Here is a 26,517-nt window from a genome sequence, read left to right as displayed (position 1 = left end):
TTTAGACCACGGAAGGTACTTAAGTAGTTTGACGGAAATAGCGCCTGCTGCGCCATGCGATAAGCCAGACCGTTTTCTCTTTAGACTTTTCCGTCCTTTAGAATCAACTTGCCAGAGCAGGCTAAAGTTCTATTGGGGGCATTCAAACCTTACAGGATAGGTCATCTCCTGAAATAGGTTGACATCAAAACCATCAAAATTGTGACAACTTTCAGGCAAAAACCCACGGGTTATTCCTTAGCATTTAAAAAGCAAGTGCTAAAGCGTATCTTGTCCAACGAGATCACCGCGAACCAAGCATCAAAAGAATACGGGATAGGCGGTAAAATGACTGTGTACCGTTGGCTAGACCGTAAAGAAAAAATTTTAGGCACACAATTGCCCCAAGCTATGACAGATGAACCTAAAGGGACAAAGAGCATAGACGAACTGGAGGCCGAGCTTGCCAGTGTGCGCCGTTTGCTTGAACAGGAACGCCTGCGCAGCGAAGCTTACCTGGCGATGATCAAACTGGCAGAACAGAAGTACAATCTGCCAATCGAAAAAAAGTCTGGCGCCAAACGGTCGAAGAAATGAAAGCGGTACATAGTAACGTCAGCCTGGACGAACTATGTAGACTGTTTGGCAAAACCCGCCAGGCCTATCATAAAAGCACAAGCAATGCGGAAACCCGCCAGGAAAAGCATGGGCACATACTGGCCTTTGTCAAGGAGCAGCGCAAAGACCTGCCCCGGGTCGGTACGGAGAAGCTACAGTATATGCTAGCCAGCCAAGCCGGCATTTTAATTGGCCGCGACGCCCTTTACAGCCTGCTAAGAGCCAACAAGCTATTGGTGAAAAAGCATAGGAAGCGCGGGCCAAAGCTAACGGACGGTGACGGCAATAGCATATGGCCAGACCTGAGAAAGGAAATAGGGCCTGTAGAACGAGCCAACGAGTTCTGGTGCTCAGACATAACATATATGTGGCTCAGGGAAGGCAGAAGGCATTGCTACGCCACCTTTGTCGTTGACGAATACTCCCATCTCATCGTGGGGTTTACCGTAGCGCAGGACATGAGCGCACAAGCTACGCTAGAGGCTCTGAAAATGGCGGTGGCTGCACAAGGGGCTCCACTGGATTATAAGTTTAGCTTTGGCCTGGTTTTCCATTCTGACCGGGGCAGCCAGTTTAAAAGCGGGCTATTCCAAGGCTTTCTGGACAGCCACCAGATCGGGCCCAGCATGACCCAGGACGGGAAAGCTTCTGACAACCCTGTCAGCGAGCGCCTCAATGGGATTATCAAAAATGAGCTGCTCCTTACAGACACCTTTGACAACTTTGAGCACGCTGTGGAAATGGTCACCAGGGCAGTGCACATTTACAATACCCGAAGGCCCCACCGCAGCTGCAATATGCTGACTCCGCAGCAAGCTCATGAAAAAGGCAGCGGACCATTGAAAAAACTATGGAAACAACGAAAGAAAAAGACAAAAGCGGCAAAGGTTTTGAAGGCATGACTTTGCCGCCTATCATAATAGCCAGCCTCACTTTAGGAGGCCGGCTATACCTTGACAGGCGTTTAAAGAGTGAGCTATTCCTCGAAGGGTGCTCCTCAGCAGAGCCTTCTCCGCTTCACTCACTAAATTTTAAGCTATACAATGTATCTTTGACAACCTAATTCAGGAATAAGATTATGTGACAACCTTTTTCAGGATTTTATCCGATAATCTGTCAACTTATTTTAGGAATCGACCCATACCTGTCTGTGCCTGCCAGCAGCTTTTCCACCAGCTCCTGCAGCTTCTCCATTTCTTCTGCATTGAGCGGGATATCGGCAAGCAGTTCTTCCTGCACATATTTGAGGAGCTTGTCTTTGTCGCCTTTTGCGGTGATATCGATAAAACCCTGCACGGTTTCCTGAGGCAGCCCAGTGAAGTCAGCGAGGTCAACGGCCGACATTTCCGGAAATTTGAGTGCTGTCTTCAAAAGGTAGAAAATGCGCTCCTTTTGTTTGCCTTTTTCCATGCCTTCTTTGCGGCCGCGGGTCAGGATTTGCTCAAGTGTGCTCATGACATCTGGTATTATTTCGAGGTCCGTGTTTTCAATGATTGCTTTGAATTCTTGTTCGGAGCGCTCTGCCACTCCGAGGATGTAATGGGTCAGTGCGCTGATGCTGGCCTTGCCGTCTGCCCCTTCAAAAATAAGCCTAAGATATTTAACAATCAAGTAGGGCTGATGCCGTAAGGATAACGCCATGATGGCGCTCCTGAAAAAGCTCAGGTCAAGCTGCAGCAGCTCCTTCGTGCTGAGCTGCGAGACGTCCTGAAATACAAAACTGAAATTCGGGATATAGGGTTGCAGCAGGCCGAGCTGCGGATGGCCGGCAAAAAGCTCTGCGAGCGTCAGGGGCTGCCATTTTTCTTTCCCGTTATAGAATATGATGGGGAGCACCAGCTCCAGTTCCCGCCCGGCTTCTTTTACGGAGCGCAGCATGAGCTCCATGATGTATAGCCCGACCTGCACGGACACGTATTTATCGGGCTGTGATTTGTGCTCAAGCAGCAGGCAAAAGTACAGATGCTTCTCCCCGTCTTGTTGGAGGCGGCAGCGGTAGATGACATCGGCTTGGAATTCTCTTAGGTTGGGCTGAATGCTGAGGCTGCCTTCCAGCTTCAGGCTCCCGAGGTCGGTGATGCTGGCAATATCCGGATAGAAGTGCTCAATATACCGCTTTGCTACCTCCGGCTTGCTCATAGCGTGGCGGAAAAAGCGGTCATCGGGTTGATGTATTTTGGGTCTCGAGGGCATGGTATAGAGATTAAGCGCCCTTAAGATACAAAACCTTGTAATAGGGTCCAAAATAATTTAAACAAATAAATTCAATCAACCCGATCGTACAGGAATGAACTGTTTCGTTTTTAAGTGCGCCGGGTGAAGGCATCGACTTCGTTGTGAAACTATGTCGAGCGGTGGGTGCACCCGGAGAGAAAAGATTTTTATTTGTGGATGTCAAGGTTGCTGCGTTAAAACATTGTTGTTTTTTAGGCTTGTGGTGGGTGTGGATGGAGCGTTATTTCTGGCTTGGTTGGAAAACATGCGACTCTACCTGCCTGCGCCGGGTAGACAGGTTCTACGGAGTCGAGCTGCATTGAGTGCCTGAAAGATCAAGATGTGACTTCTACGAAGTCGTTTGGCCGTTTTTTTCGGGTTATTAGGTATGCTACTCGCTCTTTGAGTAGCCGAAGGTATCAGAGCCAGACTCCGCAGGGAGCGCAATAAGTTCTATCAGATAGGTAAAGAGGCTGTTGCAGCTAAGCCTTTATGCCCGGGTTTATACCCCGGTCAACTGCCCGATCAACCGGTCCAGCTTCTGCTCATCTTCCGCGTTCAGCGGGATGTCAGCCAGCAAGTCCTGAAGGACGTGCTTTTTTAGCGCAAAAGCATCTCCCTGTGATTTGACGGACAGGAATGTGGTCACCACCTCCAGGCTCAGCTCTGTGAAGTCTGATAATTTCGCGGCAGTCCAGTCTGGGAAATGTACCGCAGTTTTGAGCAGGTTGAAAATGCTATTTTTGTATGCCCCCCTGTCCATGCCTTTCTCTAATCCTTCTTTTCGGCCTCTCTCCAAAATTTGCTCCAAAGTACTCATGACTTCTGGTTTTATCGTGAATGTTGTGTCTTGGATCTGCTTTAGGAACTCTTCTTCCGAACGCTCTGCCACCCCCAGGATGTAGGTCGTCACTGCGATAATCTTTTCTTTCCCGTCCGTCCCTTCAAAGATAAGCTGAAGGTACTTGAATATCAAGTGCTGCCGGTGCCGGAAAGCCATCGACATCAGTACGCTGCGGAAATAGCTCAGGTCGAGCCGCAATAGCTCCTCCGGGCTAAGGCGCGTAGCATCCTGAAATAAAAAACGGAAATTAGGGATATAGGGTTCCAAAACAGCGTAATGCGGATGCCCCTGAAATAGCTCGCTCAGCGTTTGCGGCATCCATTTTTCCTTACCGTTATAAAAAATGAGGGGCAGTACGGGCTCCAATTCCCGGCCCTGTTTTTTCACCATGCTGGACAGGAGTTCCATAAGGTATAGACCAACCTGCACCGCAACATACTTATCGGGCTTGGACTTATGCTCAAATAGCAAACAAAAATAGAAGTAGCCATCAGTCTCTCCCTGAAACCGGCAGCGGTAAATAACGTCCGCCTCGAATCGCTTCAGGCTGGGGCGCAGGCTGACACTGTTTTCCAGCTTCAAGCTTGCAAGATCTGCAATAGCTGCAATTTTAGGATAGAAATGCTGAAGGTAAGCTTTGACCACCTCCGGGTCGCTCATAGCCGACTTGAAAAAGCGGTCGTCCGGCTGATAGATATTTAGATTTTGGGGCATAGTACAGAGATTACGTCTGCCCCAAAAATACAAAACCTGTTTAAATAAAATAGATTTTAACTCAAAATGTATTTAATTGATTTGTGCATCCGCCCCTTCCTTCATGCGCTCGGCATTTTCCGTCACCTTCAGCTGCTCGATGATGGGGTCGAGGTCGCCTTCAATGATGGTCTGCAATGGGAAGTTCTTGTGCTCCCCTTCGAGGCGGTGGTCGGTGACGCGGTTTTGCGGGTAGTTGTAGGTACGGATTTTACCCGCCCGGTCGCCCGAGCCAACGAGAGATTTCCGCTTGGCGGCCTGCTCGGATTCGTACTCCTGCCGACGGACTTCCATAATCTTTACGTACAGGCGGTTCAGGGCAATTTCGCGGTTCTTGATCTGGGAGCGCCCGTCCTGGCTTTCCGAGACAATACCGGTAGGCAGGTGGGTAATCCGTACCGCAGATTCTGTTTTGTTGACGTGCTGCCCACCCGCGCCACTGGACCGGTATGTGTCGATTTTCAGGTCGGCTTTGTTGATGTCTACATCTTCCATTTCCAGCTTGGGCATCACGACCACAGTGGCGGCAGACGTATGCACCCGGCCCTGAGACTCTGTTTGGGGAATGCGCTGTACCCGGTGGGCACCGGATTCGAACTTCAGCAAACCGTACACATCTTCACCACTGACTTCCAGGACGATTTTGTTGTAGCCGCCCACGGTACCTTCGTTAACACTAACGGTTTCTGTCTTGAGCCCTTTGGTGTCAAAATAACGGGAATACATACGGTAGAGATCGCCGGCAAACAGGCTGGCTTCGTCCCCCCCCGTACCGGAGCGGATTTCGAAGATCACATCCTTGGTGTCTTCCGGGTCTTTTGGGATGAGGAGCATTTTGATTTTCTCTTCCATTTCTTCCCTTTGTGGCAGGAGCTCTTCCAGCTCCATCTTAGCCATTTCCCGCATTTCGCTATCTTCTTCTTTGATCATTTCCTGGGCGGTATCGATATTGCCGAGCAACTCCGCGTAGGCGTCGTGGGCTTCCACGATGGACTTGAGGTCTTTATATTCCTTACCGATTTTGGTGTAGCGGTCCATATCGGAAATGACGTCCGGGTCGGCCATCTGTTCTTCCAGGTAGAGGTAACGGTCTTTTATGGCTTCGAGCTTATCCAGCATGATTCTTGTCGTTTGTTAAAGAGGGTGGAAAAGAAAAAAAAGAGAGGGGGTAGTGCGGTACACTACGCTACATGAACTGATACGGAATGCTGTTGATGAGGTTCATTCTGCTTCAATTTGGACAGCAAAGTTAACACCTGTGCCGCACAGAGAAAACAAAAAGGAGTGGAATTTAAGTTCCCTGCCCGGGCTTTCTTACTTTTGCACGTCAATATGGCTAGAATACTCCACATAGAAACGGCGACAGATATCTGCTCCATCGCAGTCAGTGATGGGTTGGAATTGCTCAGCATACAAACGGCAGATGGTGTCCGGCAGCACGCGGCGCAGATTACCCTCCTGATCCAATCGGTGCTCGGACAGGCCCGCTTCTCCCTGTCAGAATTGGATGCGGTTAGTGTGAGCAGCGGGCCGGGGTCCTATACATCCCTGCGTGTAGGTACTTCAACTGCCAAAGGCATCTGCTACACGCTGGATAAGCCTCTGATTGCGGTAGACACTTTGCAGTCCCTCGCCCTGGCCAGCCTGAACATGGAACGGGAAGAAGGGCTCTATCTGCCCATGATTGATGCCCGCCGCATGGAGGTCTACACGGCTCGCTTTGATGCCACCAATGAACAGCTCACTGAAGCGGCCCCCCTTATCGTGGCAGCGGATACCTTTCAGGAGGAGTTGGACAAGGGCATCCCATTGATCCTTTCCGGTAACGGCGCAGAAAAATGCAAAAAGATACTCCCGGCATCCGGAATCGTCTACAGCCCGGTGGTTTGTTCGGCTGCGCACCTGATCCCACTTGCCCTGCAGCGGTATGAAGCGGAACAGTTTGAAAATGTGGCCTACTACAGTCCTTTTTACCTCAAGCCGCCGAATGTCACCAAGTCGAAAAAGAAATTGCTTTAACTTACTGCTTCAGTACCCTTAACGTGCGGATTGCCCCAAGTTCATTTTTTACCCGCAGTACATACCAGCCTTCCGGCAAATGGGAGAGGTCGACCGGTCTGTTTGCGGGAGCGGAGGGCTGAACGCACTGCCCCATGGCGTTGAAGATAGAAACCGTAGCCTCCATAGGGATATTTGTCAACTGTACCTCGCCTTTCGTAGGGTTGGGGAATGCCACGATCGGGGTGGCCTCCGCTTCTGCGTCCATTGGGATCGGAGATAAAAGGTCGCTCAGCCGACCCCAGAATCCACTATTAGGGCCATCGCTCGGGATCGTTTCACCGTTGAAAGCGCCTGTATTTCCAAAACTGCCCCCGGCGTATAATTGCTGATCACTGGAGAAAGCCAGGCACTCGATCAGGCCAAAGTCATTGGTGGGCAGTGTACGCAGCCACCGGGCATCGCCATCAGGTGTAAAAGCGGCAATCAGCCCCCAGATGATGCCATCCTCGCCGACGTCAGCGCTCAGCCCATCCCAGCCAATGCTCCCCTGAAAACCGCCACCAATGACCACGAAGTCGCGTTGTACCGCAACACTTAGCCCGTCCTGCACATCGGGGCCGCCGAGGGCCCTGCCCCAGAGTGGTGTGCCATCAGCACTGTATTTGACCAGGAAGCAGTCGTCGTTGCCATTGCTACTTTCGATGCTGATCTCCTCAGACAGGTTCATGACGCCGATAATGTTGCCGGTAGCGTAGAGGTTTCCGGCGGTGTCAATGGCAACGTCCTGAAGGTTGTCGTCGATTACGCCCCCCAGGTCACGTGCCCAGAGCGGTATGCCGGTAGGGGAGAAGGCTGCAAGAAACACATCCTGATTGAAAAAGCCGGCATCGAGCGTAGTGCCAGCCAGTTGAGAAACGCCGTTGAAATTGCCGCCCACGCCGATTTGTCCTTCCGGGTCGACTGCCATGGCTGTAATGCGCAGGTCATCTTCCCCTCCGGCCTGAGTCACCCAGCGCAGTTGGCCATCGGGAGCATAGGCCGCAACAAAAAGCGAGGTGCTGCCCGGTTCGGCTTCGGTCACAAGCGTGCTGTCTCCAAGCTCCAGCGTATTTCTGAAAAAACCTGCGATGACGATTGAGCTGTCAGGCAGGACTCCCACATCGGCGATGTCTTTCAGCCCGTCACCACTCAGGCGCTTTGCCCAAACCAGATGGCCTTGTGGTGTGAACCGAGCCACAAATAAGGATCGCACGCTGCTACCGGTAGTAAGGATCGTATCGCCTAGCGGAAGGCTGAACCAGTAGCTGCCGGCTATTGCGATATCGCCATTCGGGAGTTCGGCCAGCCCACTTACCGTTTCGTTTTCCTGATCGCCGCCTTCCAGAAACCAGTTCAGATCGCCATTTGCATCGTAACCTGCCAAAAACAGGTCTGCTTTTCCGGAGCTTGGTGTGCCATCCGGGAAAGCAGAAGAGCCAAAGTAAGTCCCGGCGATGATAGTCTCCCCGTTCTGCAGGGGCAGCAGGGCGTCCACGGACTCAAAGTTGTCCCCATCCACAGTCCGGAGCAGGGGCCAGGTTTGGGAAAAGGCCAGCACCGGGCCAAACAGAAGGAGAAGGCAGAGCGTTTTCATGCGGAATGAAGTTTTCGTGACAACTGCGGATGCACCATCCGTTCTTGAAGAACCGGTAAAATAACTAACTTCGCGCATCTTAATTGTAATCAACGTTACATACTCTATGAAAGCTAAATTGTTTTTCCCCTTTCTCACACTGTTGGCAGCGCTGGCGATAAACGCCTGTGGCGGCAGCTCACAAGAGCAGGGCCAAAGTGGTGAGCCTGAGCTCGGGCAGACGGGCAACCCGACGATCGATGGCCTGACGCAGGCGATCGCTGCTGATCAGACTGACCCCGGGCTATATGTGCAGCGGGGCGATGTGTTTTATGAAAACCGCGGCTACGATGAAGCCATCCGCGACTATACCAAGGCCATTCAGCTGGACACCACGCAGCCCGTTTACTACCACAAGCTGGCGGATGCTTACCTGGACTATTTCAAGTCACGTCAGGCTGTTGAAATTCTTAAGCGTGCCGCAGAGCGCTTTCCGGAAGACATTCCCACACTGCTGAAGCTGAGCGAATACCACCTCATTCTCACTCAGTATGAAGAGTCCATGAAGGCCATTGACCGGGTGCTCAAAATTGACCCGCAGAATGCAGAAGCCTATTTTATGTTCGGGATGAACTTCGAGGAACGGCAGGATACGGTGCGTGCTATCAACAGTTATCAAAAGGCAGTGGAGCTCGATGCCAATATTATTGATGGCTGGATCAACCTGGGGCAGCTTTATGCCGGTTTGGGCGATCCGCTGGCCTTGCGTTATTTTGATAATGCCACCCGTATCGCACCCAACGATATCACCGCCCTGCATGCCAAAGCGGATTACCTGACTGCAACCAATGACCTGGAAGGCGCCGTTGAATTGTACCGTAAGATCATTACGATTGACCCGCAGTACGATGAGGCTTACTTCAATTCAGGCCTTTTGTATCTTGATATGGACTCGGTGGCCAAAGCGGAGCAACAATTCGACCTGACCGTCAAAACATCGCCAACGCATATCCGGGCTTACTACTTCCGTGGCCTGAGCCGGGAAATGCAGGGTAAGGCTGCTGACGCTAAAGCGGACTACGAGCAGGCCCTGCGCATGGCACCTGACTATGAGCAGGCGCAGCAACGATTAGATGGGTTAAAGGAAGCAGGTTAGGCAAAGCTTCACAGAGGGGCGGTACGTAATGTAAATTACAGTCTGGTATACCATATATAATGTGTAGGCATCAGTCTTAAATAAATCTTCCTGCTTCCCACCAAAAAACCTTCATTTTGAATCTCTACCTTTGCAGCGTTGCCAGAACATAAAATGCATATATGAGGCTGATAGACACACATGCGCATTTATACTCCCGAAAATTTGATACCGACCGGGCAGAGATGGTGGAGCGGGCCATGGAGAGCGGGGTTGACCGCTTTTTTCTACCTAATATAGACCATGCTTCTATTGAGGGCATGCTGAAGATGGAGGAAGACTATCCGGGGCAATGTTTTGCGATGATGGGCATTCACCCTTGTTCTATCAAAGAAAACTATAAGGAGGAACTGGCGGTAGTGGAAAAATGGCTTGGAGAGCGACCGTTCTGCGCGATTGGCGAAATAGGCATAGACCTGTACTGGGACAAAACCCATTTTCGTCAGCAGCAAGACGCTTTCCGTCAGCAAATTCAATGGGCGAAAGCCCTTGATATCCCGATTGTGATTCATTCCCGTGATGCTACGGCAGAAGTGCTGGAAATCCTGGACGAGCAAAAAGACGAGCGGCTTCGAGGGATTTTCCACTGTTTTACCGGTACGCTGGAAGAAGCCCACCGCATTATTGATTTAGATTTTTATCTGGGCATTGGGGGCGTCGTGACATTTAAGAATGGTGGGTTAGATAAAGTGGTGCAAGAGATCAGCCTGGAGCACCTGGTACTGGAAACGGATGCGCCCTACCTGGCACCCGTGCCAAAGCGAGGGAAACGCAATGAAAGCGCGTATGTACGTTTGGTAGCGGAGAAGATCGCAGCTGTACAGCAGGTGCCCTTTGCGGAGGTTGCCCGTCAGACCACTGCGAATGCAGAGGCCCTGTTTAGGGTAGAGGAACTTACGTCCCAGTCCCTGTTATAAATTTAGGGATAAAGCAGTTTGCATAAGCGCGAATTAGGATTTGTAATATCTTTTTACAATTTTTGTGTGCCTTGATATTGGCAAAAGACGCTTAATAATTATATTTGCTCGTGCGCCGCTGGTAGAAGCGGCGATGGAATATTGAACGGAGAGGTGCTCGAGTGGCTGAAGAGGCACGCCTGGAAAGCGTGTATACTGTAACCCAGTATCGAGGGTTCGAATCCCTCTCTCTCCGCAAGCGCAATATCTGTAGCTGGGATTTCCGGAGCAGATTTTGTACGATTTCCAACTTTAACTGGTTTGACTAACTTTTAAAAAACAATCGAAAAAACCTTATTGACTATGCGAAAATTAATAGCACTGCTGCTGGTACTCGGCTTAGCAGTTTTCTCCGGGAATTTCGTGTATGCTCAGGATGGCGATACCGACACTACTGCAACTGAGCAAATGGAAGACACTACCACTGCTGCAGAGGCAGAGGTAGACCCCATCGAGCCTGAATCTCCTGCTGTTGATGCAGGTGAAGAAGAGGCTGGCGCTGAGCAGAGCGGCTATCAAGTGCTGAAGAAGTACTTCATCGATGGTGACTGGCGCTTTATGAGCTTCGTACTCGTGTGTCTGATCCTCGGTCTTGCGTTCTGTATTGAGCGTATCATCACACTGAACATCGCAACCACTAATACTGACAAGCTGCTCGCTCGTATTGATGAGCACCTGAAGTCTGGTGACGTACAGGGCGCAATGGAAGTATGCAAGTCCACTCAGGGACCAACAGCAAGTATCCTTTATGAAGGTCTTAAAAATGCTGATGACGGCGCTGAGGCAGTTGAAAAAGCTATTGTTTCTTACGGTAGTGTTCAGATGGGCTTGCTTGAGCGTGGTCTGGTTTGGATTTCTCTTTTCATCGCAATCGCACCGATGCTTGGCTTTATGGGTACGGTAATCGGTATGATTCAGGCATTCGACCGTATCGAAGCGGTAGGTGACCTTTCTCCTTCAGTAGTTGCTGGTGGTATTAAGGTAGCCCTTTTGACGACTGTATTCGGTCTGATCACTGCGATTATCCTGCAAATCTTTTACAACTATATCGTTTCCAAGATTGACGGTATCGTTAATAAGATGGAGGATGCATCTATCGCACTGGTAGACATCATGGCGTCAAACAACATTTTCAAGCAGTAAGAGAAACCAACTATTATGTATAAATTTCTAACCAAAAATGGTCAGACACTGGCCTTCGGTTTAGGAGTTCTGATAACCGTGATCTTCCTGATCTCTGTAGTTTCCAATATGGGTGAATTTACAGCGATGGCGGAAGAGAAGCAGATGGAAACCACCATCTTCGACTTTGGTCTGTACGGTGCGATGGCACTGGCTGTTATTGCAGCCGCCGCTATGGTCATCTTCGGCCTGGCTCAGGTCGTCACAAGCTTCAAAAGCTCTATGAAAGGGATTTTGGGCTTTGTTGCGCTGCTGGTTGTCTTCTTTGTCTCCTATTCCATGACGGACACAGACATAAGTCCATATATTCAGGGTGCCATCGACAAGTTCGAACAAGGTGGTGCTGAGTTCACCGAAGGGAACCTCAAATTCATCAGTGGCGGTATCTCCACAACTATCGTTTTGGTAGTAGTGGCAGCAGCAGCCTTCGTTGTGTCTGAGATTACTAACCTGTTCAAATAATAAGGCATTATGGCAAAAACGAGCACCAGAGATCGGATGAGTAATGAGATCAATGCAGGCTCAATGGCCGATATTGCCTTCCTGCTCCTGATCTTCTTCCTCGTCACGACAACTATCGTTGAGGACAAGGGGATTACAGTTAAACTACCACCCTGGTCAGAAGAGGAGCCTGATATTACCAAGCTGAAAAAGCGGAATGTCTTTTCGGTACTGGTTAATGCACAGGATCAGCTTTTGGTTCGTGGTGAGCCGGCACGCATTGAAGAACTACGTGGACGTGCGAAAGAGTTCATTAGCAATCCCAGCAAATTAGAGAATCTGGCTGAAAAGCCAACGAAAGCCATTATTTCACTCAAAAACGACCGGGGTACATCTTACGATGCCTACCTGACCGTTTATAACGAGTTGAAAGCAGCTTACTCTGAGCTGTGGGATGAGCTCAGTCAGCGCAGATACGGTGTTCCGTACAGCGAGGATATGCCCTTTGCGTATAAGAAAGCAATTCGGGAAGAGATACCTTTTGTACTCTCGGAAGCTGAACCAACAGCCTTCGGTGAGGAGTAGACGGTATGGGGATAGGTGCCAAGCTTGTCCCCCTAAGTCGAAAAACTGCCGCCCTATTTCTTTCACCCTTTGCCTTCGGGCAGTTAAAATTGATTAACTATGGCTAAGTTTTCTAAAAAGAGAGGAAAATCTAAACCAGAAGTTTCTACAGCTTCGCTCCCGGATATTATCTTCATGCTGCTTTTCTTCTTTATGGTGGTAACCGTACTGAGAGATGCAGAGCTGATGGTAAAGGTTTCTACGCCTTATGCATCGGAGCTGACAAAGCTGGAGGAAAAATCACTGGTTAACTACCTGTATATTGGCCGACCAACGCAGAAGTACGAAAGCACTTATGGTACAAAGCCAAGGCTGCAGCTCGGCGATAAGTTCGCTACCATTTCTGATATCCCACTGTTTCTGGAAAAGCACAAAATCAAAGTGCCGGAAGCACGTCACGGTCAGATCACTTCTTCCCTCCGGGTGGATGGTGAAGTAACTATGGGTATCGTTACAGACGTTAAGACTCAGCTTCGTAAGTCGGGTCAGTTGAAAGTGAACTACTCCGCTAAAAAAGATCCGAACGCGAAACAATAGACTCTTTTATACGCAATACGAAGTGGTCACCTACTGGCGTTGATGGTCAGCACGGGGAACGATAAATGTCGGGTCGTTGATCCAGACATTCATCGTCTGGAATCTTGGATTTGCGACATCGGCCACTGACGAAGCGCAGCTTGTCAGGGCAAGCGCGAGCCATTTCCCAGCGATTATGCCGACATCAAGCCGGTTGCTGTGGCAAACCACTTTATCGTCGGTATAATCTATTTCGTTTCCTCTATAAAAAAGCGCCTTTTACCGGATTATTCTCGGTGAAAGGCGCTTTGATTTTTTAAAAGGGAGATAGTGCACTACCGTAAGCGGTCCATCGACTTAACAAGCTTGTCATCTTTTTTGATAAACCGATAAGCCAGGAAGCAAAAGAACACCGCAATAATTGGAAACGTAGCTCCAAGGGCAAATTCAATCGCTGCTTTACCTGCTTCTGTCAGGTTTTGAGTGAGGTAGTAAAGGGCAAATACTAACCCGCCGATATTCAGGATGAGCGCAGAAAGGCTCACCTTAGACTGTAGTCCCCGGTTGCGGAATAGAAAAATGGCAATGATTGCTAACGCCCCGGCCAGGCCAAAAAGTACAGAAAGCCCCACCTGATCATTGACGTTATACAGGGCATCTCCAAAAATCATTGAGCTTTCAATCGCCTTTGGTGTTGTGGCAAAAGGGAGCCCAAACAGTCCCAGTGAAGCCCCTCCTGCCAAAAACAAGAAGATAGATTGAATTCTTTGAATCATAGTCTGTTTCGGTTGTTTAGCGCGAAGATAAGGATCATTTGAAAGACTCTCATCAGCAGGTTGTATATTAGCTGTCCGTCAAAAAGATTGATCAATTGCCACAACTCACTTCTTTACGTTATCAGCTCAGCTACTGGGAGCATGCCTCCTTCTTTTCGGATATTGATATCATCATCATTGGTGCTGGTATTGTAGGACTAAGCGCTGCGCTGCGCGCCCGGGAAAAAGCACCAAATGCCAAAATCCTCATACTGGAACGCGGGCCGTTGCCGGTGGGCGCAAGTACCCGTAATGCCGGGTTTGCTTGTTTTGGCAGTGTCTCAGAGCTGCTCGATGATATGACCGAAAGCCCGGAAGACGAGGTCTGGGCGTTGGTGGAGCGGCGCTGGAAAGGGCTGCAACGGCTTAGGGCACTCCTTGGTGACGCGGCTATCCGGTATGAACCATTGGGTGGATTTGAGCTCTTCCGTGCCGAAGAAGCGGAACGGTACGAGACTTGTGCCGACCAAATCACTGCTTTCAATCAAAGACTAAAATCCATTACCGGGCTGGCAGAAACCTATCAAAGGACGCACGAAGCTGCTGCGGATTTTGGGCTAAAAGGCGTACGCTACCTGATCAAAAATCAGGCAGAAGGACAACTGCATACTGGCGAAATGGTCAGAGCATTACTCGAAAAGGCCCGGGCGGCTGACATTTTTATCTACACAGGCCTGGGTGTAGAAACCGTGCACGATGCAGGCACAAAAGTGGAAGTGGAAACCACCCTGGGCTGGTCCGTCAGTGCCCGGCAGGTCCTGGTTTGCACCAATGGCTTTGCCCGGCAGTTATTGCCTGATTTGAAAGTCCGGCCTGCCCGCAATCAGGTGTTGATCACAGAGCCTGTCAAAGCGCTGAAGATCCGGGGTGCCTTTCATTACGACCGGGGCTATTTTTACTTCCGTAATATTGACAACCGGATATTACTCGGAGGCGGCCGCAATCTCGATACCGAAGCCGAGGCGACCTCTGAATTCGGCACCACACCGCTCATCCGGTCTGCCTTGGTCCGTTTGCTGCGGGAGGTTATCCTTCCCGGGCAAGACGTTGGAGTAGCTCACTGGTGGAGTGGGATACTGGGCGTTGGCCGCCGCAAACGGCCGGTCATCCGGCATCTTTCTGACCGCGTGGTGGCGGCAGTGCGCCTGGGGGGCATGGGGGTGGCCATTGGTACCCTTATTGGAGAGGAAGGAATCGATGAGTTGCTAAGGTAATTACTCCTGCTTCGCAATAATCTCAAAGGGCTGTTCCAGCCGATGCCCCTCCTCATCTACAAGCGTCAGCAAATGCTTTCCGGGAGGCGGATCGAGTTCCATAGTGTGAAACTGAGTAGTACGCCCAATGAAGGTCTCGTTCAGATGCCAGTAGATTTCCGTCTCAGGCTGCCGGTGCGCTACCGTGAATACCGTACGGGACCGGCTGCCATCCAGGTCGCGGGGGACAAGGATGCGGGTCGGATATTTCGGGTAGATCAGTTCCATAGGGCTATCCGCCAACTCACCGCAACCTGTGAGGTAAGGCGGGAGCGGCTTATGAGCAGGGTTGCGTCGGGCATAGTAATGAGCTTCGGTGGGGGGGAGGACGAACCAGGGAGCGGGCTGCATCCGCTCAGGCGGATAGCAATCTGCATTTACCCTGAATTGACCGCTCTCATCCAGGTGTATGACTTCATGAAAAGGGCAGGGCTGAAGTCCGGTTGCTGTTCGGGGAACTTGTATGGTATCCTTTGGGCAAACCGGTCCGGCCTGATAACCGCTTTCCCGGCAAATAACTGTTGGTTTGAGGTCGTCATAAGGCGTGAGGAACCAATCCCCCGACGCAGGCAGCAGCTTAAAAAGATCGAACAGTACCGGAGCTGCGGCTTTCACGCCTACCAGGCCGGGGCGCCCTTCACCATCGGCATTTCCTGCCCAGACTCCTACCGCAAACCGGGGCGTTACACCAATAGCCCAGGCATCCCGGAATCCAAAACTGGTACCGGTTTTCCAGGCAATCCGCCGACTGGATTCAAAAACTTTCCATCCGCCCTCACTGGCGGGGCGTTCCACCTGCTGCATCGCCTGAAAGGTCAGCCAGGCAGCACCGGCACTCATGGGTTGAGGGGCATCCTGCAGAGGCACTTGTGCATCAATAGCGGGCAGGTAACGCGCAGATCGGAAATCAGCCGGGCTGTACTGGCCATTGTAATCGTAGGTATGGCTAAGCATCCGGGCCATACTGGCATAGATACCTGTGATTTCCCAAAGGGATCCTTCCGCACCTCCTAATACAAGCGGGAGGCCATAGTGCCCCGGCGGATGTACCAGCGTCGTCATACCAATCTGCTCCAGGCGGTAGTGGAATTTCTCTAATCCATAGGCAGAGAGCAATTCCACCATCGGTACATTGAGGGAACGGGCAAGTGCCCGCTCAGCGGCAACCACGCCATCAAAATCTTCATGATAATTTTCCGGCTGATACCCACTGAGCCGCATGGGGATATCAGAAAGCAGCCGCTGCGGGGTAATGAGCCCCTCCTGCAAGGCAAAGGCGTACAAAAAAGGCTTGAGGATACTGCCTGTGCTTCTCGGTGCCGGGATAATATCCACCCACTCGTCGTGCACTGTTCCGGCACCAAGGACATTGCCTACGTACGCCAGTACATCACCGGTCTCGACATCCAGGATCAGGGCTGCGAGATTGTGAATCTGATTGCCTGCCAGCTGCGCCTGATGTGCCTGCAGCAGTTGGGTAGTTTGCTGTTGTAACTGGACGTCAAGGGTGGTTTGCAGGCGGCCGGACTGCCCGTTGTTCATCGCGCTACCTAAAAGGTGTGGAGCGTGTTGGGGTAGTGGCAGGGGGGCTTCCGGCAACGGTTCATCCAGTGCCAATTCCAGGGTTAGGGTGTCGAGATGGCCTGCTGCTCCCAATCGGGTGAGCAGGCGGTTGCGCTTTTGAAACAGGGCTTTCCGGTTGCGGCTGGGGTGGATGAGCCCGGGCTGATTGGGGAGTACGGCGAGCATAGCTGCCTCTGCCCAGGACAGCAGGGTGGGGGGCTTGCCAAAGTAGCGCCAGGAAGCGGCTTCAAGCCCAACTACATTTCCGCCAAAAGGGGCATGCGTAGCGTAGTGCCGGAGGATCTCGGACTTGGAAAACCGGAGCTCCAGACGGGTAGCGAGGAGCATCTCCTGAATTTTTCTCAAAAAGGTCCGGGGTGGATTGCCCTGCGCCATCCGGATGACCTGCATACTGAGTGTGGAGCCACCACTGACGATCCGTCCCGCACGCAGATTTTGCACGATAGCGCGCCCAAGGCCAGCCGGGTCAATACCCGGATGACTGTAGAACCGTTGGTCCTCAAAGGTAAGCAGTGCAGTCTCGAAGCGCTTAGGGATAGTATCCGGAGGAGGGAACCGCCACTGTTCGTCCGCGGCAATTCGGGCGCTGAGCAGTTGCCCGTTCCGGTCTTCCAAAACCACGCTCAGCGGCGCATCAAAGAGAGGCCGGGGCAGGCAAAAGGCATACCAAAGGAGGAAGATCAGACCTGCCAGAAGCAAGGCCCATTGTTTGAGGGATAGCTTTTTAGTCAACAACTTTCCAGCCGTCTTCATAACGCTCCAGCACATAGGCCTTGCTCAGCTTCTGCCGGGGATTGTTGGGGAACCATGCAAAAAGCGTAATACTCATGCGGTCACCCCGGAACGCTCCGCTGATATCAATAATGCCATGGTCTCTGGCTTCACTGGGCATAAAGCCTTCTTCACCGGGCTGTATGAGATGGACCTCAAAGTCAATCCCACCCAGGTCAGTATCCTGCAGTTGCTTAAACAAGCGGGTAAAGTGGGGCGGGTTCGTCATGGTAATGGCACTGTGGCGCAGGTAGACTTTCTCTTGATTGGTCCACTCTGCCTCAAGGACCTCCGCAATCTCCGGATATTCGAGTGTGGCCTGAATGCATTGGGCTAGGTCAGCCTTATCCTGAGCAACAGCCAGGAAGGGGAGGGCAAGCAGGGCGAAAATGGTAAGTGTAGCTTTCATCTGTTGTTTTGATTGTTAACGTTGGCAGCAGGACTACCGTATTTTTGAACTTGAAATTAAGCGTTTTTGTCCAGAATCAGACGCTGCCCGGCTTTTACGGCTACTGCTGAACCGATCGCCAGAAAAACCGAAGAGGGCCGTTCGGAGAGTGGAACCGCAAAAGCCTCACCGTAAAGGGCGGCCGCATCGCAATTGATCTCATAGCCAACTACCGGGCGGAGTTCCCAGGAAGGGTGCACGACTTGATATTCGGTCGTTCCCTTTTTGCCCCGTCGGGCATAGCCCCAGTAATGCTCTGCAATGAATTGCTCCTCGCTACCTTCCAACAGAGGTTGAGGTGCTCCCCGCGTCGTGACTTCCAAGTGGTTCCAATGACCGGCATGCCGCCACTCGTAGCGGTAGCGCTGCTGCTCCGGGCCTTCTTCCCAAAGGTGCCGCATGGGCATGGCAGCGTAACGCTCCCCGTACAACCCATTGGCTACCCAGGTAATGGCACGCTTGGGAACAATCTCACTGACGAAAACCACGCCCCGCTTCCACTCGCCTGCATCATGATAACGGACGTAAAACCGCAGGTTGACCTCTTCAAACCGTTGATGAAAAGGTATGGGCAACCCAAGTACCCGAGTACGGTCAAATAAAAAGCCGACTAAACTGGCGTAACAGCGCCCATTCCAGGTGTCCAGCTCAGTACCGGGAGGGACATAGGGTTGGAGCAGGGTGGGGTCGACCAGGTAGTTGGCCATAATCAGGTTGCGCCAGTGGGCGGTGAGAAAGGTTCGTACCATATTTTAAAAACGCTCTGGCTACAAAACATGTTGCTTAGCGCTTAAGTACGGCCTCCATTTGTCTTAGCAGGGTTTCTCCCCCCTCCGACAGCGGGCGGGCAGCGAAGTTCTTTTTGCCAGTTTTTCGCAAAACGAGCAGTACAAAGTTATCTGCCAGAATTTCGTCAGGATGGATAATGTACCCCGTATTATCGCCAATCTGCCCGAAAAAACCGGGCGCAGCTTCCGGTGGCACGCCTTGCGGCTGCACCGTGTACCCCGTGTCTGTGGGCAGCAGCGGATACAGGCGAAAGTCGATATAATCAAAATAGCGTTTACCGGGATAGGGGCCAGCCGTATCTGCGGTGATGACGGAAATGTAGCGTTTGGCCTCCCCGGTACTGTCAGGCAGCTCAATAGCATAGTTATGGTCAATGCCATCGGGATTAAGCAGGCGCCGTTTCAGCAGCGGGGTGGGGAAGTGCAGCGGGGCGTCGAGTTTTTGAAAACCGATCAACGCGTATAATTTGCTGCGCAATGCCGGGTTGTAGCGGGAGATAAGGTGGAACAACTCATGCAGTACGACCGGGAGTAGGGCCTGGTTGCCCTCGTACAGCTCATTTTTGGGTATGAAAATGGCGCGTTCGCGGGTAAAGTAGACGGAGGGGCCGAAGATGTCGGTTTCCATCTTGCCCAAGAGCACTGTGTCAGGCAATAAACCAGGGCTAAGCGAATCACAGAAGGCGTAAGCTTGCTCGAAGGTGGCTTTTAGCAGTGTCCGGTCTGTAGTCTTTAGGGGCATCGCCTGCCTGCCCAGGAAGGGTTTGTAGTTTTTTCGGAGGACAGGCGCTGGAATCGCACTATCCAGCGGTATACCCATTTGCAGCCGGGTATCCAGGGGGCTGATTTTTTCAAAGAAGCCTTCCTTTTTATCCGTTTGGAGCTGCTGCGCGGCCTGAATGCTATCCAGCAGGTGCACCACTTTGCCGGGAGAGGGCTCAAAAGTACTTTCCGCCTCGGGCACCGGTTGACAACTCAGGAGCAGCAACCCCGGCATGAAGATGGCCCACCAGTAATTCATAAAATGACAGCTCATTATGGCTTAAAGGTTGTTCAACGCTGCTTACTTCCGCCCGAAGTCGGCAGGGATTTCACCCCAGCGCTCCGTATCCCACTTCATAACAGGGTTGCTGTAGGTGTTATTGCGCAGCCAGATTTCTGCCCGGGCGATGAGCTCGTGCAGCAGCTTGGTTTTGGCATTTTTGACCAGTTTGGTGTTGGCTTTTTTGCGTTTGACCCAGCCCATAGCCGTTCTGGAGTCGGTATAAATTGGTGTGTCTTTGCCTTGTTGCTGAAGTAAGGCCAGGGCATGCACGATAGCCAGGAATTCGCCGATATTGTTAGTGCCCAGGCTGAATTTTTTGTGGAAAATCTGTGCCTCGGTCTTGGTGTCAACGCCCTGATATTCCATGACACCCGGGTTGCCGCTGCAGGCAGCATCCACGCTGAGGCTGTCCCAAATGATTTCTTTCCGGGCCTCCTCCGTAACTATTGGCTTGGCTTTGCGGGTGGAAGGGCTGCCGCTGGAAATGTGGTCTGCAAAATTACCCCTGAAGGCTGCTTCTGCCTCCTCCCGGCTTTTAAAGGACTTGTACCGCGCATTCGGGAACCCTTTGATTTGTGCCTGACAGGCCGCCCAGGAATCGTAAACTCCAGGCGTCATACCTTCCCAAACCGTATAGTACTTTTTCTTCTTCGCCATGTATCTTCGTTTCGCTGCCAATATAAGGTACATCGGGGAGAATTTCCGAATTCCGGATTTTCGTGCAACCTTTATACGAGTGTAAGGTCTTTGGAAGTACAGATGATCAACTGAAAGTCATGCATGCATTAAAGTCACCCGCTGTTGATTACAAACACCTGAAATTGGATTACGCAAGTACACATCAGGATATTGTCGAGAAGTGCAAACGCGGCAACCGCCGTGCTCAATTTGAGCTTTACCGGCTCTATTCCCGTGCCATGTACAATGTGTGCCTGCGTATGCTCCGGCACGAGCATGATGCTGAGGATTTGTTACAGAACTCCTTTGTTGATGTATTTACCAAGCTGCATACCTTCAGGTACCAATCTTCTGTTGGGGCCTGGATCAAGCGCATTGTGGTAAACAACTGCATCAATCATCTTAAGCGCAACCGTTTAAAGCTGGAGGAACTGGAAGACCGGTTTGTGGCAGACGAGCCCGATCAGGCCGGCAGTACGACTGATGACCTTAGCCTCAGCGTTGAGCTGTTGAAGCGTGGGGTACAGCAATTGCCCGATGGGTACCGGGTGGTCTTTACTCTTTATGCTATCGAAGGGTATGACCACAAGGAAATTGCTGAAATCCTCGATGTTTCTGAGGCTACTTCCAAGTCGCAGTACAGCCGTGCCAAAAAGAAACTCCGAAGCATTATCAGTGAAATGAGCTGAAAGGTATATTTCGGAGTGCCACATTTTTCATCACAGGGTAAAGCGGGCAAAGCCCGTTTTAAGACAAGTAGACTATGCACCGCGATCAATTTGAACAATTCATTCACGATAACCGGGACGCTTTCGATAGCGATGTGCCCGAACTGAAGGTCTGGGGCTGTATCCGGCAGGACCTTGACCGCCGAAAGCACCGCCGCCTCCTGCTTTGGCGGGTAGCGGGTATCGCTGCCGCTGTAATCGGACTGCTCTTCTGCGGGGTGGCCCTGGGCGGCTACCTCAATTCGCCAACGCCCCATTCAATTGTAGCTCTGGAAGACGTAGGGGCGCAGTATGCCGCTCAGGAAGCGGCCTATCAGGAAGAAATACAGCAGAAATACCAACAGCTGGTCAGCTACGAACAAGCGGGCGCAGTGCAGCAGGATTTGAAGCACCTGGATGCTACGATTGCGGAATTGCGCAAAGAGCTTCAGGCTGCTCCTCCCGGCAAAGCAGAAGATATCGTAAAAGACCTGCTGGAAAATTACCAGGCCAAGGTGTACATCCTGGAGCGGGTTTTGAACCGCATACAGATGGCAGATCCTGATTTTGAGTCCACTCCACCGAAGAAAGCCAATACGGATGACCGGATTCTCTAAGCTTCCGGCAACAGAGCAGCGCAATGGCGCTACCTTTACCATTGCGCTTGTGCTGTTGGCCACGCTGTTTGCAGTGTCTCTTCAGGGGCAGTCCTCCTGTGATTGTGAGACCTTTTCCAGGCTGATCAAGAAAGAATACCAGGTCTATCCAACCGTATTGGTCAATATTTCCAATAAATACGGTCCGGTCAGTGTGGAAGGGTGGGCGCACAACCGTATCCGGGTGGAAGCGCTTACGGAAGTAGAGGCGGAACACGAGGCTGCAGCAGCCCGGGTTTTTGACCGCATCGAAACGGAGATGAACCTACAGCAGCGGTTGGTGAATATTCAAACCAATATTGCACCGGTTGAGCAGACCTGGTGGCCCTTTCCGAGCTTACAAACGGCTGATTACTCCGTGTCCATCCGGGTGTTTTTGCCTCAACCGGCAGCGATTTCCCTACTGAACAAGCACGGGGCGGTTACGGTGAAGAATATTACGGGCAATGTGTCCGCAGAAGTGCTTAGCGGAGATGTATTTGGTGCAAACCTTAAGGGCGAAGTGACGCTCAACCAGAAAGACGGCACCCTCAACCTCGAACAAATCACCCGACTGAATGCCGATTTGGTTAATGTTGAGGGTAGCCTGACTTCCGGGGATTGGGTGAAAGTCCGGAGCCGCTCTGCCATCCTGAAGTTCCGGAATATCGGCCGACTGGAGAGTGAAACGCGCTACGACAACTACTACGTTGATGGAGGCGGTATTTTTACCAATCAGGGGCGGTACGATGAAATTTCGCTCGATCGGGTCCGGGAGGTACAGGTAAGCACCTCACTTTCCCGCCTTTACGTGAACCGGCTCCGCCATACCGCAACAATTGAAGCAGACAGCAGCAGGGTCCGTATTACGGATCTGCCCGATCAGTTCCGGACTGTTAAGCTTGAAGGCCGATTTACTGACTTTAGGTTAGTTCTTGACCCCTTGATCAATTGCCAGCTCCGGGCAACAGCCCGCCACGCTGGTATTCGCTACCCCTACACCCTGCACCTGATTGAGGAAATCGAGACCAGCGACCGGCATACGGTGTCTGGTTATTTCGGTCAGCAGCGGCAAAGTAATATTGGGCGCGTGGAGGCTTCACTGGATTACGGTGGGCTGACGATAGAAGCGGATTGACAGACCTTCCCGGGATTTTACTATCTTGATGGCAGACAAATTGAAAATCTGAATTCAATCCAAGCCATGAAGATAAAATTCTGCGGAGCTGCTCAGGAAGTGACGGGTAGTGCTCACCTTATTACACTAGACGACGGGTATACGATTTTGCTGGACTGTGGTCTGTATCAGGGGAGTGATGACGACATGAAAGATTTCAATGCACAGTGGCCTTTTGACCCTGCTGAGATTGACTGTCTGATCCTTTCTCATGCTCATATTGATCACAGCGGGCGTATCCCCAAGCTGGTCAAAGATGGTTTCCGGGGGAATATTTATTGTACGCACGCTACCCGCAGCCTTTGCGCGATCATGCTTTTGGACAGTGCCAAAATCCAGGAGTATGATGCAGAGTACCACAATAAGCGGCTTCGCAAAAAAGGGCGTACGGATGGCTTTGTGGAGCCTTTATATACGCCCAGGGATGCAGAACAGGCATGGAATCTCTTCGAAGGGCATGGCTATAACCGCTGGTTTACCATACACGATGGGGTAGAAGTCCTTTTCCGTGATGCCGGTCATATCCTGGGTAGTGCTTCTGTCACCCTGCGTATCGATCAGCTGGGGCGCAAAACCTCCATTGGGTTTACCGGAGATATCGGGCGGCCCAACCGTCCTATCCTTCGGGACCCTATACCTATGCCTGAAGTCGACTATCTCATTTGTGAGTCCACCTACGGCAACAAAGACCATGAGAACGCACCTAATGAAATCAAGCGATTTCAGCGGATCATTGAGCGGACTTGTGTGGAGAAACAAGGCAAGCTGATTATCCCGGCTTTTAGCATTGGCCGAACACAAGAGATTGTATACATGCTGGATCAGTTGGCATCTGCCGGCGAACTGCCGCGTATACCGGTCTATGTGGATAGCCCCCTTGCGGTTAACGCCACCACCATCTTTGGTGCCCATCCGGAGTGCTACGACAATGAATTGAATGAATACTTGCTGGAAGACGATGACCCCTTTGGTTTCAATGGGCTACAGTACGTACGCAAAGCTTCTGTTTCCAAGGATCTGAACAATTCTAATGCGCCCTGCATCATCATCAGTTCGTCGGGTATGATGAATGCCGGCCGGGTTAAGCACCACCTTTACCACCATGTTGCAGATCAGCGCAATACGTTTCTTATAGTGGGCTATTGTGCGCCTCATACCCCTGGCGGGCGTTTGCGCGATGGCGCGAAGGAAGTACGGGTATTTGGCCAGGAACGCCCCGTGAATGCCGATATAGAGGTCATGGACTCGTTCTCTGCTCATGCGGACCGGCATGAGATTCTGGACTTTTTGCGGAATCAAAAGCCCAAACTCCGGCAGCTGTTCCTGGTGCATGGTACACTGGACCGGCAGGAAGCTTTCAGGGGCTTCTTAAGTGAAAACGGCTTTGATCAGGTAGAGATTCCTGAGTTACACCAGGAATATCGGATTTAAGAAGCCCTGCCTAACGTAAAAAACAGCAAGCCCCGCAGTAAACCCAGTGAGCACTGCGGGGCTGATTTTATGTAATGATGCGCTGAGCTTGTTCTGCCCAAAAAGCGTAGAAGTGTCAGTGTGGTAGTTATTCAGGTTGCTTGTTCTGCTGAATTTTATTGAGCAGGAGGGCACCTTTCATCATGAAGTCATCATGGTGGTCCCGGTACTCATTGTGGATCATCAGCAGGCGAGCGGCATCGTAAGCGGCAGATTTAGGTACAATCTGACGGTCTGCGATGGGGTGCAGCCAATATTCCAGGTTGTGAGAACGCAGGTAGCTACGGTCATGCTCAAAATTAATGACCTTGGAGAGCTTGTTGAGGGAGAACAGGTAATCAGTCTCTTTATTGAGCTCTTTCTGCAGGTCAATGATGTTGTAGCGGTCAAACCGGCCTCCGGAGCGCTCGCACAGGAAAACATCCCGGCGCCCATCGAAGGTGATGAGGTCGCGGAAGCGGTACTTACGCAGGTTTTTGATCAGGAAGTTCTTGATTGGCATCCGGGAGGGACGGAGCTGATTGAAGGCTCCGGCCAGTTCCTTTTCTTCCAATCGGAAATCTTCACGGAATGGTTTACGACGGTGTGTGCGCATATTCACCACCTCCTTAACGCGGCCGACTGTATGCCCCAGTTCATCTACTTTAGAGTAGACGCTCACGAAGTCAACATTGGCGTTGTTGATGAAGGTCTCTATGAAAATTCGGTTGGTGTCTTGTTCAAATACCAGCAGGCAGATTTCACTAATGGCGTAGAAATTGGGATATCCTCCGTAAATGTTGCCGTACTTTAATTCTAGAAATGCAATATTATTGTTCACGGTTTAAGGAGATTAAATGTTGGTTTATTTAATTGTGTTTCGTCGAGTGTTCTCGTTCTGATGCATAATTTGCTTGATGACCAGGGCTTTTCGTTCTCATTCATTTGGCTTGGGCAAAAAGCATTTCCATTCGCAAGTTATACAGAAAATTCAAATCCATTAAATTTTGAAAGGCTGAAATTTCAATAAAACCTACAATCTAACAGACTTTTAACGGCAAAACGCACCGTTTAACCTACTGTACTCTTTCACAAATGAATACCCGGTTTAGTTTAACTTCAGAGGAATAAAAACTTGCCTTTCTCGTAAATTTTCTCTCCATCGGCATAAATCTCACCCTCTTTGGTCATATCGGTGATCATATCCCAATGTACGGTGGACTGGTTTTTGCCGCCAGCCTGCAGGTACGATTGGCCGATAGCCATGTGCACCGTACCTCCGATTTTTTCGTCAAACAGGATGTTCTTTGTCATCTGCTGAATACGGTAGTTGGTCCCGATGGCAGCTTCTCCAAAACGCCTGGCGCCTTCGATCTGAAAAATCTGGTCCAGAAAATCCTTGCCCCGGGTGGCTTCCCATTTCTCCACGTAGCCGTCTTTGACGTACAACGTGACGCCTTCCACTTCGTGGCCCATGTACAGAGCAGGGTACGAAAAGCGGATCACCCCGTTAACGGAGTCCTCAAGCGGGGAGGTGTACACTTCTCCGGAAGGCATGTTGGTGCGCCCGTCAGAGTTGATCCAGCGGCGGGTCTTGTCGATTTTGAAACGGATGTCCACACCGTCACCTTTGTAATATACTTCTTCCCGGTCGTTGAGCAGGTCCACGATTTGCTGTTGCTGCTCCCGGACTTCTGTCCAGCTTTGGATGGGGTCCTCATCATAGAGACGGCAGGCGGTAAAGACAAATTTTTCGTATTCCTCCAAAGACATTCCTGCTTCCTGCGCATTAGCGAGGGTAGGATACTGGCAAAGGCTGCGGCGCATATCCAGCGTGGCAGTGCGTTCGAAGTACTTTTTCATCACCGGTGCATGGGCTTCCTGCCGGATTTTGCGCTTGTCCGGATTTACGTTTTGATCTTCCCGCAGGTTGTAAGGTGCGATGATGTACAGGTAGGTGTCGAATTCCTCCATTGCTTTTTGGTAAAGCGGAGAAATGTACTGTAACTGATCTTCTCCGCCTTCTTCCAGCAGAATCCGGCTTTGTTCGCGGAAAGAGAGGTCTGTTTCCACAACGGCACCTGCCCTGACCGCTTCCCGGTAGACTTCACGCACAAGAGGCTCTGCCAGCGTGGTACTGCGCAGGTACATCTTATCTCCCGGCTTAGTGCTCAGGCAATAGTGGACCAACAGGTGGGCATACTTTTGAAGGATGTTTTCCATAGCTTGTAG

Annotated in this window: 26 protein-coding genes and 1 tRNA gene; 15 read left to right on the top strand and 12 right to left on the bottom strand. The window is 51.2% G+C overall.

Annotation, left to right across the window (positions count from 1 at the left end; all coding sequences use genetic code 11):
• Positions 1-201: 201 nt before the first annotated feature.
• Together IX84_RS03620 and IX84_RS03615 are read left to right on the top strand one after the other, a co-directional pair.
• Positions 202-576: a hypothetical protein gene (locus tag IX84_RS03620; RefSeq protein WP_044216591.1), complete on the top strand. Its 375-nt coding sequence runs from the start codon at positions 202-204 to the stop codon at positions 574-576.
• Positions 573-1,499, top strand: coding sequence for an IS3 family transposase (locus tag IX84_RS03615; RefSeq protein ID WP_052515737.1), 927 nt, complete (start codon positions 573-575; stop codon positions 1,497-1,499). The genes IX84_RS03620 and IX84_RS03615 overlap by 4 nt, the downstream gene beginning before the upstream one ends.
• Positions 1,500-1,713: 214 nt before the next feature.
• Here the strand turns inward: IX84_RS03615 and IX84_RS03610 are convergent, their stop codons facing one another.
• The 3 genes from IX84_RS03610 to prfA all read right to left on the bottom strand — a co-directional run bounded on the left by IX84_RS03610 (position 1,714) and on the right by prfA (position 5,527).
• On the bottom strand, positions 1,714-2,790 hold the full coding sequence (locus IX84_RS03610) for an Rpn family recombination-promoting nuclease/putative transposase (RefSeq protein WP_081968593.1): 1,077 nt from the start codon (positions 2,788-2,790) through the stop codon (positions 1,714-1,716).
• 523 nt (positions 2,791-3,313) lie between these two features.
• Positions 3,314-4,369, bottom strand: a complete 1,056-nt coding sequence (locus IX84_RS03605) for an Rpn family recombination-promoting nuclease/putative transposase (RefSeq protein ID WP_044216587.1) — start codon at positions 4,367-4,369, stop codon at positions 3,314-3,316.
• A 72-nt stretch (positions 4,370-4,441) separates the two neighbouring features.
• On the bottom strand, positions 4,442-5,527 hold the full coding sequence (gene prfA / locus IX84_RS03600) for a peptide chain release factor 1 (RefSeq protein ID WP_044216586.1): 1,086 nt from the start codon (positions 5,525-5,527) through the stop codon (positions 4,442-4,444).
• 165 nt (positions 5,528-5,692) lie between these two features.
• Between prfA and tsaB the strand changes: the two genes are divergently transcribed.
• Positions 5,693-6,427 carry a tRNA (adenosine(37)-N6)-threonylcarbamoyltransferase complex dimerization subunit type 1 TsaB gene (tsaB, locus tag IX84_RS03595; RefSeq protein WP_052515736.1) on the top strand — a complete coding sequence of 245 codons (735 nt, stop codon included), beginning with the start codon at positions 5,693-5,695 and terminating at the stop codon, positions 6,425-6,427.
• A 1-nt stretch (position 6,428) separates the two neighbouring features.
• On the opposite strand, the gene IX84_RS03590 is transcribed toward tsaB, so the two are convergent.
• The gene (locus IX84_RS03590) at positions 6,429-8,042 is read right to left on the bottom strand and encodes a T9SS type A sorting domain-containing protein (protein WP_044216585.1); all 1,614 of its coding nucleotides are present in this window, start codon (positions 8,040-8,042) and stop codon (positions 6,429-6,431) included.
• A 106-nt stretch (positions 8,043-8,148) separates the two neighbouring features.
• Here IX84_RS03590 and IX84_RS03585 point away from each other — a divergent pair, with 106 nt between their 5' ends.
• The 7 genes from IX84_RS03585 to IX84_RS03555 all read left to right on the top strand — a co-directional run bounded on the left by IX84_RS03585 (position 8,149) and on the right by IX84_RS03555 (position 12,956).
• Positions 8,149-9,177: a tetratricopeptide repeat protein gene (locus IX84_RS03585; protein ID WP_044216584.1), complete on the top strand. Its 1,029-nt coding sequence runs from the start codon at positions 8,149-8,151 to the stop codon at positions 9,175-9,177.
• A 161-nt stretch (positions 9,178-9,338) separates the two neighbouring features.
• Positions 9,339-10,133, top strand: a complete 795-nt coding sequence (locus IX84_RS03580; protein WP_044216583.1) for a TatD family hydrolase — start codon at positions 9,339-9,341, stop codon at positions 10,131-10,133.
• Between the two features lie 147 nt (positions 10,134-10,280).
• Positions 10,281-10,368: transfer RNA gene (locus tag IX84_RS03575), tRNA-Ser, on the top strand.
• A 107-nt stretch (positions 10,369-10,475) separates the two neighbouring features.
• Positions 10,476-11,315 (top strand): MotA/TolQ/ExbB proton channel family protein, encoded by an 840-nt coding sequence (locus IX84_RS03570; protein ID WP_044216582.1) that lies wholly within the window; start codon positions 10,476-10,478, stop codon positions 11,313-11,315.
• A 15-nt stretch (positions 11,316-11,330) separates the two neighbouring features.
• On the top strand, positions 11,331-11,816 hold the full coding sequence (locus tag IX84_RS03565; protein ID WP_044216581.1) for a hypothetical protein: 486 nt from the start codon (positions 11,331-11,333) through the stop codon (positions 11,814-11,816).
• Between the two features lie 9 nt (positions 11,817-11,825).
• Positions 11,826-12,380, top strand: a complete 555-nt coding sequence (locus IX84_RS03560; RefSeq protein WP_044216580.1) for an ExbD/TolR family protein — start codon at positions 11,826-11,828, stop codon at positions 12,378-12,380.
• A gap of 99 nt (positions 12,381-12,479) precedes the next feature.
• On the top strand, positions 12,480-12,956 hold the full coding sequence (locus tag IX84_RS03555; RefSeq protein ID WP_044216579.1) for an ExbD/TolR family protein: 477 nt from the start codon (positions 12,480-12,482) through the stop codon (positions 12,954-12,956).
• 314 nt (positions 12,957-13,270) lie between these two features.
• On the opposite strand, the gene IX84_RS03550 is transcribed toward IX84_RS03555, so the two are convergent.
• On the bottom strand, positions 13,271-13,711 hold the full coding sequence (locus tag IX84_RS03550) for a DUF4293 domain-containing protein (RefSeq protein ID WP_044216578.1): 441 nt from the start codon (positions 13,709-13,711) through the stop codon (positions 13,271-13,273).
• A gap of 95 nt (positions 13,712-13,806) precedes the next feature.
• On the opposite strand from IX84_RS03550, the gene IX84_RS03545 reads away from it, so the two are divergent.
• The gene (locus IX84_RS03545) at positions 13,807-14,964 is read left to right on the top strand and encodes an NAD(P)/FAD-dependent oxidoreductase (protein WP_044216577.1); all 1,158 of its coding nucleotides are present in this window, start codon (positions 13,807-13,809) and stop codon (positions 14,962-14,964) included.
• On the opposite strand, the gene pbpC is transcribed toward IX84_RS03545, so the two are convergent.
• The 5 genes from pbpC to IX84_RS03520 are packed head-to-tail and all read right to left on the bottom strand — an operon-like array spanning position 14,965 to position 20,296.
• Positions 14,965-17,286: a penicillin-binding protein 1C gene (gene pbpC / locus IX84_RS03540; protein WP_044216576.1), complete on the bottom strand. Its 2,322-nt coding sequence runs from the start codon at positions 17,284-17,286 to the stop codon at positions 14,965-14,967.
• A 25-nt stretch (positions 17,287-17,311) separates the two neighbouring features.
• The gene (locus IX84_RS03535) at positions 17,312-17,767 is read right to left on the bottom strand and encodes a Rossmann-fold NAD(P)-binding domain-containing protein (RefSeq protein ID WP_044216575.1); all 456 of its coding nucleotides are present in this window, start codon (positions 17,765-17,767) and stop codon (positions 17,312-17,314) included.
• A gap of 56 nt (positions 17,768-17,823) precedes the next feature.
• The gene (locus IX84_RS03530) at positions 17,824-18,555 is read right to left on the bottom strand and encodes a YqjF family protein (RefSeq protein WP_044216573.1); all 732 of its coding nucleotides are present in this window, start codon (positions 18,553-18,555) and stop codon (positions 17,824-17,826) included.
• Positions 18,556-18,589: 34 nt separating this feature from the next.
• On the bottom strand, positions 18,590-19,615 hold the full coding sequence (locus IX84_RS03525; protein WP_044216572.1) for a hypothetical protein: 1,026 nt from the start codon (positions 19,613-19,615) through the stop codon (positions 18,590-18,592).
• 42 nt (positions 19,616-19,657) lie between these two features.
• Positions 19,658-20,296: a ribonuclease H1 domain-containing protein gene (locus IX84_RS03520; RefSeq protein ID WP_044216571.1), complete on the bottom strand. Its 639-nt coding sequence runs from the start codon at positions 20,294-20,296 to the stop codon at positions 19,658-19,660.
• Between the two features lie 119 nt (positions 20,297-20,415).
• Between IX84_RS03520 and IX84_RS03515 the strand changes: the two genes are divergently transcribed.
• From IX84_RS03515 to IX84_RS03500, 4 genes are all read left to right on the top strand, one after another.
• Entirely contained in the window at positions 20,416-21,006 is a 591-nt protein-coding gene (locus tag IX84_RS03515) for an RNA polymerase sigma factor (protein WP_081968590.1), read from the top strand.
• Positions 21,007-21,080: 74 nt separating this feature from the next.
• Positions 21,081-21,641: a hypothetical protein gene (locus IX84_RS03510; RefSeq protein ID WP_044216570.1), complete on the top strand. Its 561-nt coding sequence runs from the start codon at positions 21,081-21,083 to the stop codon at positions 21,639-21,641.
• Positions 21,625-22,797, top strand: coding sequence for a DUF4097 family beta strand repeat-containing protein (locus tag IX84_RS03505; protein ID WP_044216568.1), 1,173 nt, complete (start codon positions 21,625-21,627; stop codon positions 22,795-22,797). Before IX84_RS03510 ends, IX84_RS03505 begins: the two co-directional genes overlap by 17 nt.
• 66 nt (positions 22,798-22,863) lie before the next feature.
• Positions 22,864-24,267: an MBL fold metallo-hydrolase RNA specificity domain-containing protein gene (locus IX84_RS03500; RefSeq protein ID WP_044216566.1), complete on the top strand. Its 1,404-nt coding sequence runs from the start codon at positions 22,864-22,866 to the stop codon at positions 24,265-24,267.
• Positions 24,268-24,394: 127 nt separating this feature from the next.
• Here IX84_RS03500 and IX84_RS03495 read toward each other — a convergent pair whose 3' ends face one another.
• Both IX84_RS03495 and IX84_RS03490 read right to left on the bottom strand, forming a co-directional pair.
• On the bottom strand, positions 24,395-25,126 hold the full coding sequence (locus tag IX84_RS03495) for a hypothetical protein (protein ID WP_044216565.1): 732 nt from the start codon (positions 25,124-25,126) through the stop codon (positions 24,395-24,397).
• Between the two features lie 278 nt (positions 25,127-25,404).
• Complete coding sequence (locus tag IX84_RS03490; RefSeq protein WP_044216564.1) at positions 25,405-26,508, bottom strand: aminopeptidase; 1,104 nt, start codon at positions 26,506-26,508, stop codon at positions 25,405-25,407.
• Positions 26,509-26,517: the final 9 nt, after the last annotated feature.

The sequence above is a fragment of the Phaeodactylibacter xiamenensis genome (genome assembly GCF_000759025.1).
Taxonomy (GTDB): Bacteria; Bacteroidota; Bacteroidia; order Chitinophagales; family Saprospiraceae; genus Phaeodactylibacter; species Phaeodactylibacter xiamenensis.
Note: the sequence above shows the minus strand (reverse complement) of the source record. Positions and strands in the feature narration are given on the sequence as shown.